Source organism: Paenibacillus sp. DCT19 (assembly GCF_003268635.1).
In the GTDB taxonomy this organism is placed as follows: Bacteria; Bacillota; Bacilli; order Paenibacillales; family Paenibacillaceae; genus Paenibacillus.
Genome location: NZ_CP029639.1, coordinates 904,529 through 919,013, shown reverse-complemented (window position 1 = coordinate 919,013; position 14,485 = coordinate 904,529). Strand labels below are relative to the sequence as shown.

Genomic DNA, 14,485 nt, shown 5'->3' with positions numbered 1-14,485 from the left:
CTATCATCCCCTTCCCTCATTCTTGATACAAGGAAGCGTTACATAGAATGTCGCTCCCATCTTACCGTCACTCTCGGCTCGAACCGTTCCTCCTTGTGCAAGTATGATTTCTCTGCAAATGGCTAGCCCTAGTCCACTACCCTCTGGTTCCTTAGTTAGGCCTGGCTGATCGTATCTGTAATTACGTTCGAAGATCTGCTCAAGCTGATCTGGAGGAATACCAATGCCGGAATCCTGTATGCTAATAATCGCCTGTGGAGCATGATTCACCTCGTTCACAGCTAGCGCAATACGAACCAACCCTCCTCTGGACGTGAACTTCATGGCGTTCGATACTAGATTAAATAAGGCCTGCTCTACTCTTTTTGCATCCATTTCGACAACAGGCAAGTTAGTTCGTTGATCTTCTTCATCTCCGATGTCTATTATAAAATCTAATCCTGCATCACGCACGACCAGCTCGTATTGTTCATAAAAATTACGCAAGTAAGGAATGATCTGAACCGGCTCCATTCGATACGAGACTTGTCCAGTCTCCAAATGAGATAAAAAAGACAGCTCCTCGATCATGCGGTTAATCCTTATCGTGTTCTCCCGGATATACTTCAGATATTGTTCATTACGTTCCGGCTTGACCCTGTCCTGTACAGCTTCTACGTACCCAAGCATACTGGACAACGGCATACGTAGATCATGCGTAATATAGGCAAGAAGCTTCTTTCTTCCCTGCTCGGAGTGAAGCAACTTGTCATACGAAGTGCGAAGATCATCATGAGCTGCAGAAAGAGCCTGAGTGCGCTCCTGCACGGTTCGTTCCAAATTCATATTCATTTCAACTAGCTTGTCGTTAACATGCTGCAACTCACGCGCAATTCTCTCCTCATTCGTTGCTGTCTTCGTAAATCTCGATGATAGCAGAATCATCTGTGCAAATGTGAAGATTAATAGACCCAGCGGGGATGTATTTCCAATCACTGACCATCCGTTGAAATATAAAAAATCGTTCACAACCGTAACCAAAGAAATCACCGACACCAGCAGGAAGAGCAGCGCTCCCTCGATACGCCGCATAGCTACTTGAACCAGCCCGACCATTAGATAAACCATATGTAGAACAACCATTACACCGATCGCCAGCAATAATTTTGTATATATAAGTGCAGGGGTAATCACAACAAGGATACAGAATGCGCCAGTCGCGATCCGGGTACTCAGACGAAACCATCGCGATACATAATGCGGAAAAATACAATCAAAATACATGGTGATGATATAACCGCTGACGCAAAGAATCAGATACTCCATCTTGAACTGCAATTCCCAAGGGAAATGAGGCAGCCATTGTGTAAAGATAACCTCGCCGTTGAACAAGGATCGAATGCCAAGCAGTACAGTAAACAGTCCAAAATATAACGGAGCTCTATCCTTGCGTCTCAGCATGAACAACAGTAGATTATACAAGCCAATCACTAACAAACTTGCCGTGACAAACATATCCCTAGCCAGATTTAAATTGGTCTTGGTCGTTAGTACGTCACTGCCACCCAGCTCAATATACTTGGTCATGCCACCTCGATTATGTTGAAAGTTGGATACTTGCATAACCAGTTCTACTGTGTCACTTTCAGGTTGAAAAAACAGCAGCTTCGTTTCCAGATGCGGTGTCATGCTACTCTTGTCCTGACCTACCTCACCAACTTCTGTCAACAGTTCTCCGTTCACCCATAATTTGTACGCATTAAAAATGCTAGGCAACCGCAAAGCAAGCCTATCGTTTCGATCCTGCTCGCTTAGTTGGATGACCAGTCGAAAGGTTGCATAACCTGTACCACTCAGCCGTTCACCCTCTAATGGGTAGCCTAGCCAGGAACTCGGGATACTGATCCAGTGATTTTGATTTCTCCCCCTATCGGAACGATCTCGTATGTCCTCAGGCGACAGCAGCTCTTTCCAGTAAAACGCCCACTCCCCTGTTAACTTTTGTGGATTCGCACTGACCTGAACCTGCGTTAAATCCAGAACACCTTTTTCACTTTGGAACCTAGAAGAGTCCGACGCAGAGAGAACAAAGTAACCCCCAACTGAGCCAGCAACAATGGCCGCAATGATATAAAGCCAGATCGTACGAGAACCTATTCTAAGACTCTCTCTCATTATGTACTCAACCCCAATCTACAAGAGCGCAATAAGTAAGTTGATCATCCAAATAATATCATCATTACAGCAGAATGTACCCTGCAAATTTCTAGGAGGGGTTGAGAATAGACATCAATAAACATCGCTTAGTGATAGACGCTCATGGCAAAAACCACGCCAACAATAGTTAGCGTGGTTCATAATCCTTATACGAATTTTTTAGGCTTATATCCCTATACGGTCATTGGATTGAATTCATTAACTCATAGAAATATGTAGCTTCATGAGTTTTATTAAGACGATACCAAGCATCCAACGTTTTTGGAGAAAATACATCTAGCTCTTTTAAAACATGAACGGAAAATTCTAATGGAGCTACTCCGGATGCAGTGATCAATTTCCCATCGGTGACAGCCGATTCCATATTGTAATATTCTTCGCCTGTGTAAGACGGGCATATCATTTTAAGGTAGGCCAAATCATTGCTTGTGTGCCGACGGGAATCTAACAATCCTGCTTGAGCAAGTCCTAAGGTAGCACCGCAAATGGCTCCAACGACGATCCCTTCCTTTAAACACATCTCGGCAATTTTTAATATGGGCTCGTGAACAGCTTCTGTCCATGTATTTCCACCAGGTAAAATAAATGCATCTATGTCTTTGATACTGCATTCATCCACTGTAACTTCAGGTATTATTTTCAATCCGCCCATGGTTGTTACTGGCGTCTTTGCTATTCCAACAGTGACTATTTTTACTGGAGCCATCCCCTGTCTGAAGTACCTCCCAGAGTTCAGTTCAGCGGTTAAATAACCGATCTCCCAATCGGACATCGAATCAAACACATAAAGATATACAGTATTATTCATTTCGAAATGCTCCTCGTAAAGTTTATTAGGTAACTGCAACCAATCATCTCTAATGAGTGGTTCTCATTATAATAAAATAACTTCACTGACAACTGCTGTCAGTGAAGTTATTAAACTTGATAATATTCCATTAACTCTGATGCTACCGCCACGAGTTTATTCTTGAGATTCTGTGGCTCTATAACTTGAATGGATTTCCCATAAGGAAAAATGATATACGGAACATGTGTATACAGTAAATCTTCTTCAAGTAAAAAGGTTGCTTGCGTTGCTGTTCGTTCCTGTAAATGATGCTCCAAAAACCAATGTAAGCATAAATCATCCAACGTCTCTGCCCTACCACCAACAATTAAAGGAATTAATCCGGATTTATCTACTACATCTGGCAACAGATTTCCCATAAAAAAAGTACGCGCTGAAAAATCATTGGGACGACTAAATGTGAATGGCGTACGTGTGATGTTCAGAATTCGTTCTACCCGAAAGCTTCGGATCTCATTCCGAAGGTGGCAAAATGCAATGGTGTACCACTTATTGTTCCAATTCACCACGCCATAGGGGTCTATTAACCTATTGAGAGACTGCTCTTCATGTTTTTTGCGATAACAAATTTCTACAGACTCTTCATTTCCTACAGCATACTCTAGTTCTTGCAATACCGGCTGAACAGCAGGGTAGCCCTTCCGGTTTATCACTTCAAACCCGGCTAATTGATGGCTTAGTAACCTTTCCTGCTACTGATTCGAATACAATTTCAACTTGGATGTTGCATTCTCTAATGCATCACTCAACGGATATCCGGCTTCTTTTGCAAATAGGGCAGCGTGAAGCAATGTCTTTTTTTCATCCATGCTAAAAAGAAGGGGAGATTTGATAAAATTGTGCAGTAAGCTATACCCGCCATTATGGCCTGAGTCAGATATGATCGGAACCCCACTGGCACATAATGCATCAATATACCGATAAACGGTTCTTATGCTTATCTCTAACTTTTCCGATATTTGCTTAGCAGTCCATTTCTCTCCCGAATTCAACATCCATAGCATGGTTAGCATATTATCATTTTTGGACATAACAAAACCCACCTTTGACTTACACAAAGCTATTGTTCTCAACAAGGACTGATAAGCCCAGCAACTTGCTTTTCGAATGCATAATACCCAATCTCAGGAAATTGTAGCACACTACATCATTATTGATAGCATAATTAGAAAAAAATTAATTAATATAGAATCGTTAAAAGACCCAAGCATTAGATGCTTGGGTCGAATCGAATATGTAAATGTAAGATTATATAACTCTCTTATAGCTCAACATTGACCGAGGCTCACCATCAATAGTTTACTTCCTCTTAGCAGGTCTCCATTTAAAGCCACAGTTCATACAGCCGTTAACAATTTCACTTCTTCCAGCGAACCCGACTAGGATACTTACAGGTAAGGATATAAAGATGGATATCCCGCAGATAACTCCGATGATCGCTACTATAGCTCCAAATGGTCCATCTCCAGTACTACTTCCACTACTTGAGACGTTTATATTCGTTTGAACATAAAAAGCTACAATCATACCAATCAACACTAATAGGAGAGGAAATAACCCCATCCACCCCAATGTTTTAAACATGTTTGCGAAACTGTACCCTCTTTTGTTAGCTACGACTTGCTGTGACTTGCATTTGCGACATGCAACAGCTTTATTTGCTGTGTTCGATTGCCTCCCTGCTCCCCCTGCCTGGCTTTCGATGGCCCTGTTGGCTTGGGCGGACGTTGTCCTGTTGGGTTGATTGGCAGTTGATCTTGTAGTACTTTGCACTTCTTTTGACTCCCTCCTGATGCCGTTTTGTAGGTATATCGAACTATTCGACAAAACTTTCCAAAATCCTCTTTACAGCCTTCGTATTTATGTTCGTCCCTTATTGCATACATTGAGCGACCATTGATCGTAAGGAGTTGATGACCATGAAATAATAGTTACTTAAAAAAACACATTCTCCCATTATTGTAATGGTTGAGTACTTAGACGTATTGGAGAAGATAAATAAGGCGGAGATTAAAAACCTTCTTTAAGCAAAAAAAAGACACGGAAGAACAACTCCGTGCCTTTAGAAAACAAATACCTCGCTTCACCGAAATTGACGTTAACGATAAACAAGTCGTGAAGCAGGTACTTCAAAGACTTATTCATAAAATCGAAGTTAAAAGGGACGTAACGGAACTAATCCTGCCCCTTCCATTCTAACAAAGCCACCGACTCCACATGTGTCGTTTACAGCAAGGGAAGGCGATTCCCCCCTTTCATTTACGCAGGATTTTTTTTGCTTGAACATCTTACTTTCGACGGTATTTGTGAAGCCCGTTTTATAAATGAACCTCAGCTTGTGTGGTTCTGGCTGTGTAGGATCAGCAAGATCTCCTACAATAACCTTCTCAACAATGCTTTCGAAAACATTACGATCAAAGGCAGAAAGCACTTCATGCTTTTGCAGCACCTTTCTCAAATGCTCCAATCTCTTTTCCAAATCAATTTCCTGCCGCGAGCCTCTCTCTAGCTGAGTCTGCTCAGCTAAAAGCTTATTGAGTTGGACCTCCATTTCCCCATACCGCCTCTCATACGTAGCTCTATCTATTTTTTCATCCAAGCAAAGGTCAATAAGCTTACAGCGCTTTTGCTCCAATAGCTTGATTTCATTTTTCACTTTATTTAGTTGTCGAATATGGTTCTGATTATTAAGATCAGTTTCCATATTTCCCACCAGCTCATCTAATACATCTGTATGATTACTGCACAATCTCCGATAAGATTCAAGAAAAGCACCTTCGATTACATTTTCAAATAGAGCCTTGCTATGAGTACAATACTTCCTGCCCTTTTTCGTTGAGGTCACGCATTGCCAGATTACCTTTGTATGGTTCGTTCCACTATGCCAGTTTCGCCTGGATAAGTTACTCCCACAAAACGCGCATTCCTACTGCTAAAAGCAAACTGTCGGCTATATTTATTACGTTTTCCCTTTTCAACACCTCTTAATCTTGCTCCTCTTCGATGCAGGATAGCCTGAGCCTTTTCAAAAATCTCTTCACTGACTATTGCCTCGTGGTGGTTTCTTATATAAAATTGGTCTTCCTCGCCGTAATTCTCCAGCCTTCTTTTTGAAATCGGATCAACTGTAAAGGTCTTTCCTTGAAGCAAATCACCTTTATATTTTTCATTTTTAACAATGCCAAGAATCGCACCATCCTGCCAAACACTTCGACCTGCCCGTGTTTTATGACCCGCGGCAGTTAATTCCTTAGCAATCATATGAGCGCCATAGCCAGCTATGTAACGCTCAAATATATAACGAACGATTTCCGATTCCTTCTCATTTACAGATATTTTCTTCGTTTGAACATCATAATCATAACCCAGGCAGCTTTGGAATCCAACAAGCTCACCACGCTTCATTTTCATCTTCAAACCCTTTTTAACGTTTGAGGATATATTTTCAACCTCTTGCTGTGCCACTGAGCTTAAAATAACTAATAACAATTCGCCATCCATCGTCATCGTATTGATATTCTCATCCTCAAAAAAAACAGCTACATTCTGCTCCTTGAGCATTCGCACATATTTGAGTGTATCTAGCGTATTTCTAGCGAATCGGGAAATTGATTTGGTAATGACCATATCAATTTTTCCATTCATGCAATCATCAATCATTCGCTGGAAGTTCTCACGCTTGTTGACCTGTGTCCCCGTGACTGCTTCATCTGCATAAATATCAACAAGCTGCCAATCCCCTCGTTTGTTCACAAGCTCAGTGTAATAGGCAACCTGTGATTTATAACTGCTTAGCTGCTCCTCAGTATCTGTACTTACTCTTGCATATGGAGCTACTCTTAAAATATCGGAAGCTCCCCCAGCCTTTCGGTCAGATATTTTTCGGCTGGCCTTAATCACTTCTACTTCATATGCCATTGTTATTCCTCCCTCAGCGCTTATTATCTCGGAATTAGTATAATAAGACTGGGTGTAATCAACAATTGTGCGAATCAGGTTGTCAGGTCAGAAATCACACCGTAGTCCTTCATGATTTTGCTTTTGAGTGCACGAAACTCCTGTTCGGTAATTAGAGATATGGATAATAACTGCTTGAGCATAGCAATTTGCATGCTGTATCGGATCAGATTGTGCTTCATACAATACCTCCCAATAAAGCAGATTAAGAAAATCATTATTAAAGGGTTTTGTTCACGATAAACACATAGTTTGCTACAAGTTTAATGAAAGGGGCATGCGAATGCCCCTTCTCCTCTGTTTTGGTTTGACAATTCACTTATCCAGCGAACGATGGTTAGTCATTCTCATAGGTATCTAACCTCTCCCAGGTTCTCTGCGAGCTGCCCCCATTGCGATAAGCTGTGGCTGGACAGAAGTATCATTATTCCTCCGTATGGATCATCGCCTTAAATGGAACCATCATTTATTTGCGACATGTCAAAATCGCTCTTATTATATGTCCATTAAGAAAATAAACATATATCGTCTAGGCGTACATATAGCACGGCTTTCCAATTAGGACACACGGTCAACGTACTGGAAAAGTTAAGTATTTATTTGTCAATGAACTGTTTAGAAGATAATTATTGTCTTCTTATAGATCAATTCATTTTTCATACTAATTCGGACCCTTTAAATACTTTTTAATTTGCTAAAAAATATTATTCACACTCCACACATTAGAGTGAATACTTACAGCCAGAAAATTAAAATAGAACATATAATTAAAAGAGCCCCTAAAGGGGCTTAAAGGTTCATCTATTTAAAATTTGTAAACATGCTTCCAGCATTACAGGGTTTTTATATATTATGATCGTTATCTCCTGTCTTGCTCGAGTAAGCATTTGGTATAGCATTTTATCTAAACGGTATTTTGGTGCACCATTTTCACGACTTGAAATCAATCTCCCTTCGCTGTTATAGCTAAAATGCTGATTTATAACGGCTGCTACACGATCGAACTCTTGCCCAATTACTTTATGTGCATTTTGTTGTCCAACCTGATATTTATCATACGAAAGAACATACCTATTTGAAGAAGTATAATTAATTACCTCCCAATCATTCTTTCTTAACTGTTTTAAGTAATCTTTTAAAGCATAGGCAGAATCAAAGTAACATAGATGTATATTTTTATAATCAATACCAGGACTAACATTTCTCTTATTAAATAAATTACTGATAAATGATGCAACTTCCTTGTTAGTTCTTATCTTATCAGTAAGTTTATATTTCTTATGATTTAATTGCTCAATAACTCCTGCTGTATCCCGATGCATTTCATCTGAAGTGAAAATCTGCTCTCGGTCATACGCAAAAATACAGTTAATTTTATTGGTTGTGACAGTATTGATGATGTTTTTTAATTGGTTGGAATATATACGTTGGGTTTCGTCAACAACTATCAAGTCGAAGTTCTGACTCGCTATTGCAGCATCTATCTCCTTTGCAGCGAATATATTCCATCCATTTTTTCTACTAAGTACCTCATGTCCTTCTGATAACATTCCACAATGAAAAATGGCAACGTTCCATCCAGATTCTATGTAATATTTAGCTATGTCATAAGTCAAGAGTGATTTGCCTGTACCAGGTTTCCCTTCAATCGCAACAAACGGTAATTTATTTTGATTAATTATCTTGATGATTTCATCCCTAACGGTTAGTTGGTTACCGTTGAGAAAGTAATTTCCACCAATAAATTTCGCCGTCGAGTTAAGTGGGGAAACAAGATATTCACTTGGCTTGAATAGTGCATCTATCTCAGTTATGACTTTTGACTTTTGATTTTTGATGATATCAACCAAGTCATCTATAGTAGACTTTATGAGATTTTCAGAATCATCTAATCTATAAAACTCATTCGTCTTTGCAATATATGCAAATGATTTCACTTCATAACCTAAGGCACGTAAGTAGTATTTGTTTTGAGATAGTTGCTTCTGAACCCGATTCGGTTGGCTGTTGTTTTTCACTTCAATGTTAAGCGTGAAGTTAGTCCCAAACCGCAAGAGATCAAACTCTTTGGAAATTTGGGGAATGGTGTAGCCAATATAGAATTCGCTCATTTGAACAGTTCGAATATCGCAATCAAGAATTTCCAAAATCATGTCTTGAATATCAATGCTTTCTTGTTTCTTAACAGTAATTCCAAAATAGTTAAGGTATCTGTTAAACTGATCTTCTTTTAATGACTTGTATGCATCAGCATATGAGCTTAGGCTTATGGCTTTCATAGTTACCTTTCCTTCTTCTTAATATTTTAAGATTATTGAGGGATTCATTTTAGTTCCTTTTAAAACTCTTTTAATATATTATACAAATTTTCGATGTTACAAGATACGTGAATCACTGACTTAAAAAAGTTACTATAAACCTTCTTTGTCCCAAAATTACTAACAATTTAATTATAATTAAGATACATATATTTCGTAAATAACAATGCATGTATTAGTGTCCACGGTCCTTCTTACAAATACAAAGTCTGCTATATCAATATATAACAGAAAGGAAGACCGAATTTTCCGGTCTTCTCTCTCTTTATACAACTAATATGAACGTTGAATACAATAGAGATACTTACTTATCAAGTACTAATCCACGACTATTTATTCAGTTGACATAGAAAGACATAATATTTATTATAACTCTCTTCAGCCTGTAATCAGAAAATCAGTATTATTTGTGACAATTTATAGGTCATTATTTATATCTTGAAGTGTTTTCTCGCTTTATTGATTATTGAGTCAATTTCAACAGCTAAAACACTTCTATCTAGCGTATTTAGTTGCCATAAAAAAGCAGAAAATCTCCTTGTTCCATCCTTATATACTCCATACTTCGGTCGGCTTTTGAAAGTATTCTCAATAGGTTCAAACAACAACTGATCATCAATTTGAAAATCCTTCAGTCTTTGATTAACCTGTGCTATTATTTCTTTGTTTCGTTTTAATTTTCCCATTATTACTTCCTCGCTCTCGTTTTTATAGTTTGATTAGCAGGCGTAGTATTAAAATATCATTTGAGTGGCTAATCGTATGTAAGTAACACGTATAAAAAAAAAAGAGCTCTCATTTGACTTCTGAGAGTCCTTCCAAAACTTCAACCAAGCATGAACTTTCCAAGACCTATCTCTATTGTTTTCTGTGATTCTTCATCACTGATCACTTCCATAAAATTCAATCCCTCTAGTACCTTGTCTTTTCGATTAACAATAAAATTAAAAAGAAATCTTTTTTCATGAGTATTACTTAATTGTATTCCGAATGTGTAAACCATTTCTCTTGCAACAATATAACTGTAATCATTGTGGTCTTGTTCAGACTCAAAATCGCGAATCATATCGCTAATATCATCAACAACTTCTTCCATAGTCTTCTCATAAAGTAAAAATTCTCGAAACATATTTAAAACATTAATTCCTCTATCACAAATAATAAATCTATACTCACTGCAACTTTTATTGATAAGTTCTCCAAATTCTCCACCTATGCCCATAGCCACATCTCTACTTATTAAACTTCTAGATATAAAATAAATAATCATTTCATTAGCAACTTTTAAATCCTCCATATTTTTATAAATAAACAGCTTTTTCTTTATTTCAAAAATAACATTCTCAACTAATCGTTTTGCTTTAATAAGTTCAAGAACACCTAAATTAGCTGCATATCTGTTTTCTAATTTAGTAATCCAAGCTTGCTTAATTACCGCGTCTACTTCCTCTCCATTTTTCAATGCAGATATCATTGATTTTGCTGTATACTTATTGCCGTAAAAATCATTCACAAATATTTCTTTGTTTGTATTAACAGATATTAATTCTTGTATTGCAGTGGTAAAAATAGAAAAATTGTATCCCTCTGTAAAATCAACTTTCTTGACATTTTCAAACCACCCTAGTAGGGTCTCAACGTATTTAAATGCAAATCTCAGGTTTTTCACATCAACTGTATCTAATAACGTTTTTCCTGTCAGCATTTTTTTTATTATGTCAATATCGCTATCTTCAATATCTCCCTTAATACAAATCTTTTTAAGTATTTCGGGTATTTTATCACTTTTTACAACAAACTTATCTTCGTGTTTTTTAAAAATCTCACAGTACTGTTTTGTTGGTGGATCATCCAATGATATTTTATAATTAATATTTACACGATCTGCATCATTACAGAGTACTTCATGAGACAAAAGTATATTATAAAATATTTCAAAAAGGGACTCTTTGTAAGGAAGTTTTAGATTTTCATTTGGAAGCCTACTTAACACTCTGGCTTCTAGAAAGACTCTAATTCTCTCTAATTCCTTCAATGCAGTAGTGGGATCACATAATGCCCTATCAGTTATAACATAATCAAATAATTTTGTGACTATTTGATCCCAGTACGAATTTAAGTACTCAAAATAGACTTGTTTTGATTTTTGGATATCTTCTGAAAGTTCTATTGCAATATTTTTTTTCATCATTGCAGTAATACTACCATAAGCACTTTTAGTCGTTATATCTGTTTTTATATTATCTAATCTAGGTTTATTTAATATATCTATTATCCTAACCCTCGTTTTATTGTATAATTTACTCTTCGATTTACTAATTCCTCTTTTCTCTATATTATATAAGTATTTCAAAAGTTTCAGACGACTATATTTATCCGTAAATTCTTCAATATGAAAACACAACAATTTTTCTAATTTATCAACAATTCCACTTTGATCAGAATTCTTAAACTTATTTCTTATTGCTTCTACAGAATTTGATTCCATGTTTTCATTTTCGTTCTCATCTGCTATTTCTTTACACAGCTCATTCATCGTTAGCAAACATTTTGTTCTTTCGTTTTGCCCCAAATTATATTTCGGCATAACCTTCCACCATTCTTTCAAGTTAATTTTATGCTCTTTTTTGAATATGTAACCTTTTAAAACAAAAAATATAAAGTGAAAAATGACTACCACAGTTATATATTGTAGTAGCCATCATAGAATAAAATATTTAAGTCCTGCAGAACAACTCAACAGATTGTTTAGCCTTTTGTTGACTTCGATTATACCCGGACAAACGATCAAAAGGAATATAGTTACCATTGGAAAAGGTTATAATTGTCGCACGGCCAATATAAAAACTAGCATTTGAACACTTTACTCTATTTAATACTAGGGAGTAAAACCTTTTCTGACCCTAATGCTGTAAGTTTACTATACGCCGATAACACTTCGTCTTTCCAAGACCACCATTTAATCGAACCCATTTTATTCTGCTTCAAATAGTCTCCGCCACTGATCATGCACACTACATGTTGAGCCCGAGTAACAGCTACATAAAATATTCGGGCTTCTTCCTCCAAATGATTTTGATTATATTTTTCAATCCATTCTTGATAACGAGATGACATTCCCTTTTCTCCTCGAAGACATAAATCCAATCCCCAATTCTCTTCATCAATATCAAAAAATTCGGGCTTCTGTTCATCATTTAACAAAGGTCTCTCGATATTAGGAATAATAACTATAGGATATTCTAAGCCTTTTGCCGCATGAACCGTTGAAAACCTTACTGCATTTTTCACTTGTTGGTTTTCTTCGTCCACTTCAGCATCATCCATTGCTAGCCCTGTTAAAAATGCATTTTGGAACCGTTCTAAGAACTGCTGCATCGTCAAGGCTTCAGCATTCATCTGTTCTCTTGACCACATCACGAGTTTCTCAAGATTTGCTACAGCTTGAGCATTCCCTTTTGATTTATAATATTCTCTAATTTTTGTGAATTCATATAAACGAATCAATAATTGCGGAACAAGTTCAATTTTAATCCGTTTCCTGAATTCCTTTATTCCTTTATACCAATCCAAACATTCAGGTGTTCCCTCAAACCAATCACATAAAGGAGTTACTGAGTCAGTTTGGCGATAAATATGAACCGGCGCCTTAAAAGGTAAAAATGGTGTCCCTAATGCAAGGTCTAAGGAAACATCATCACGATATTTCATCATTGCTTGCAACATATAGTAGCAATTTACTATCTCATCTCTTTGAAAAAAACCTCCGCTAATATCTGTTACAACTGGAATATCTGGCGCAAGTTTCGCGAATTGTTGCTCATAATCAAGCATCTGATTATTCGAACGAAATAGAACGCAAATGTCTTTATATTGCACATTGCACAGACCCTTTCGAGGGACATCTATCTCTTGACTTAAAAACATTTCAATTCGCTTTATGGATTCCTCCACCCATTCGTTTTTATTACGACTGTAAACATGATAATACTGAAATGGAACCATACTATCCTTTGGTACATGTGCTTCATTTGGGGTAACTAGTACATCTTTCATCACACTGTATCGTTCCCCCATACTGTCGAATAGTGCTGATTGAGCCTCGTTTAACGGCTTTGTTGGGCGACGAGAAGCATTTAATGACAACATAGGCACACCATTTTCCTCAGCCATCTGTTTAATAATTGAATCATCTGCGCCGCGGAACCCATAAATAGCCTGTTTACGATCTCCTACAACTAGGACATGTCTTAGTTCTTGAATTAATTGATCAATTATTGTTTTTTGTAAGCGATCTGTGTCTTGAAATTCATCCACAAAGAGGTATTGGAATCTGCGCCCTAAAAGGGGGGCAATAGTACTTCCATTTTGCTGCATCATAGTTGCAGTCTTATGAAGTAAATCATTGGAATCAACCCCGCCTAAAGACTCTTTAATATTCTTATATCTCTTGTCTAAATTATTTAAAAAGGCAGCAATTGCCACACGATATTCTTTCCCATCATCATTTGGTTGATTTACTGTTTCATTGTAGAGATCTTCAATTTTCCTACCATTTCCACGTACCCGTTCATACCATTCTTCTAATTTTGAACGCATTTCATGTATAGCCCAAGGTATTTTATTAGATTGAAACAATACTGACATCTCTGCATTTTCTAAAGCATAGTTCATTGTATCATCTAAGGCTCCAAGAAAATGTCTGCGGGCAATCAAAATTTCTGTTTCGTGCGGAACGTATTCCTGGTAACCAAACGTTTTAAGCATCATGGAACAGAAACCATGAATAGTTCCAATAAAAGTAGATGATAATCTTTCTTTCTGTGCGAGCCAAAATTTACGCTCTTGTTCGTTACCCTCTAGTTCCGACTTCTTTAACAAATTTTCAACACCTTCTTCAAGGCGTTCACGCATCTCATCAGTAGCTTTATTAGTAAACGTGATGAGGGCAAAATCATCTATAGATGTTTCACCTCGAAAAGTATCTATCAAATGTAATACAGTAGCTACCATCACCCTCGTCTTACCAGAACCGGCTCCGGCAGAAACAACTGTTATCTTATCTGAACCAATTACACTATCAACTATACACTGCTGCTCTGCTGAAAGTTCGATCCCTCCACGTTTATTGTTCTCAAATATAATAGAAATTTCTCCACTCATC

General features: G+C 37.4%; 8 protein-coding genes and 2 pseudogenes. All 10 read right to left on the bottom strand.

All coding sequences use genetic code 11. The features are described 5' to 3' along the window. Positions 1-3: 3 nt before the first annotated feature. A complete protein-coding gene (locus DMB88_RS04130) occupies positions 4-2,154 on the bottom strand; it encodes an ATP-binding protein (protein ID WP_128100315.1) in 2,151 nt (716 codons plus the stop codon). Positions 2,155-2,377: 223 nt separating this feature from the next. Further along, on the bottom strand, positions 2,378-3,004 hold the full coding sequence (locus tag DMB88_RS04125; RefSeq protein WP_128100314.1) for a type 1 glutamine amidotransferase family protein: 627 nt from the start codon (positions 3,002-3,004) through the stop codon (positions 2,378-2,380). Positions 3,005-3,114: 110 nt separating this feature from the next. Beyond that, positions 3,115-4,077, bottom strand: a pseudogene (locus DMB88_RS04120) (helix-turn-helix transcriptional regulator). A 1,124-nt stretch (positions 4,078-5,201) separates the two neighbouring features. Continuing rightward, positions 5,202-5,909, bottom strand: a pseudogene (locus tag DMB88_RS30725) (recombinase family protein); the annotation flags it as partial. Then, positions 5,903-6,964: a recombinase family protein gene (locus DMB88_RS30720; RefSeq protein WP_254438438.1), complete on the bottom strand. Its 1,062-nt coding sequence runs from the start codon at positions 6,962-6,964 to the stop codon at positions 5,903-5,905. The gene DMB88_RS30720 and the pseudogene DMB88_RS30725, both read right to left, overlap by 7 nt. 74 nt (positions 6,965-7,038) lie before the next feature. Beyond that, positions 7,039-7,185, bottom strand: coding sequence for an SHOCT domain-containing protein (locus DMB88_RS04100; protein WP_074093518.1), 147 nt, complete (start codon positions 7,183-7,185; stop codon positions 7,039-7,041). 615 nt (positions 7,186-7,800) lie between these two features. Then, complete coding sequence (locus DMB88_RS04095; RefSeq protein ID WP_128100313.1) at positions 7,801-9,282, bottom strand: DNA/RNA helicase domain-containing protein; 1,482 nt, start codon at positions 9,280-9,282, stop codon at positions 7,801-7,803. Positions 9,283-9,752: 470 nt separating this feature from the next. Next, complete coding sequence (locus DMB88_RS04090) at positions 9,753-10,007, bottom strand: hypothetical protein (RefSeq protein WP_128100312.1); 255 nt, start codon at positions 10,005-10,007, stop codon at positions 9,753-9,755. Between the two features lie 140 nt (positions 10,008-10,147). After that, on the bottom strand, positions 10,148-11,929 hold the full coding sequence (locus tag DMB88_RS04085) for a hypothetical protein (protein ID WP_128100311.1): 1,782 nt from the start codon (positions 11,927-11,929) through the stop codon (positions 10,148-10,150). 260 nt (positions 11,930-12,189) lie between these two features. Beyond that, positions 12,190-14,484 (bottom strand): UvrD-helicase domain-containing protein, encoded by a 2,295-nt coding sequence (locus DMB88_RS04080; RefSeq protein ID WP_128100310.1) that lies wholly within the window; start codon positions 14,482-14,484, stop codon positions 12,190-12,192. Position 14,485 lies beyond the last annotated feature (1 nt).

Bases quoted from the DNA above. Each gene is read 5' to 3' on its own strand.
- DMB88_RS04080 (WP_128100310.1), bottom strand. From the start codon at position 14,484: ATGAGTGGAGAAATTTCTATTATATTTGAGAACAATAAACGTGGAGGG.
- DMB88_RS04130 (WP_128100315.1), bottom strand. From the start codon at position 2,154: ATGAGAGAGAGTCTTAGAATAGGTTCTCGTACGATCTGGCTTTATATC.
- DMB88_RS04095 (WP_128100313.1), bottom strand. From the start codon at position 9,282: ATGAAAGCCATAAGCCTAAGCTCATATGCTGATGCATACAAGTCATTA.
- DMB88_RS04100 (WP_074093518.1), bottom strand. From the start codon at position 7,185: ATGAAGCACAATCTGATCCGATACAGCATGCAAATTGCTATGCTCAAG.
- DMB88_RS04125 (WP_128100314.1), bottom strand. From the start codon at position 3,004: ATGAATAATACTGTATATCTTTATGTGTTTGATTCGATGTCCGATTGG.
- DMB88_RS30720 (WP_254438438.1), bottom strand. From the start codon at position 6,964: ATGGCATATGAAGTAGAAGTGATTAAGGCCAGCCGAAAAATATCTGAC.
- DMB88_RS04090 (WP_128100312.1), bottom strand. From the start codon at position 10,007: ATGGGAAAATTAAAACGAAACAAAGAAATAATAGCACAGGTTAATCAA.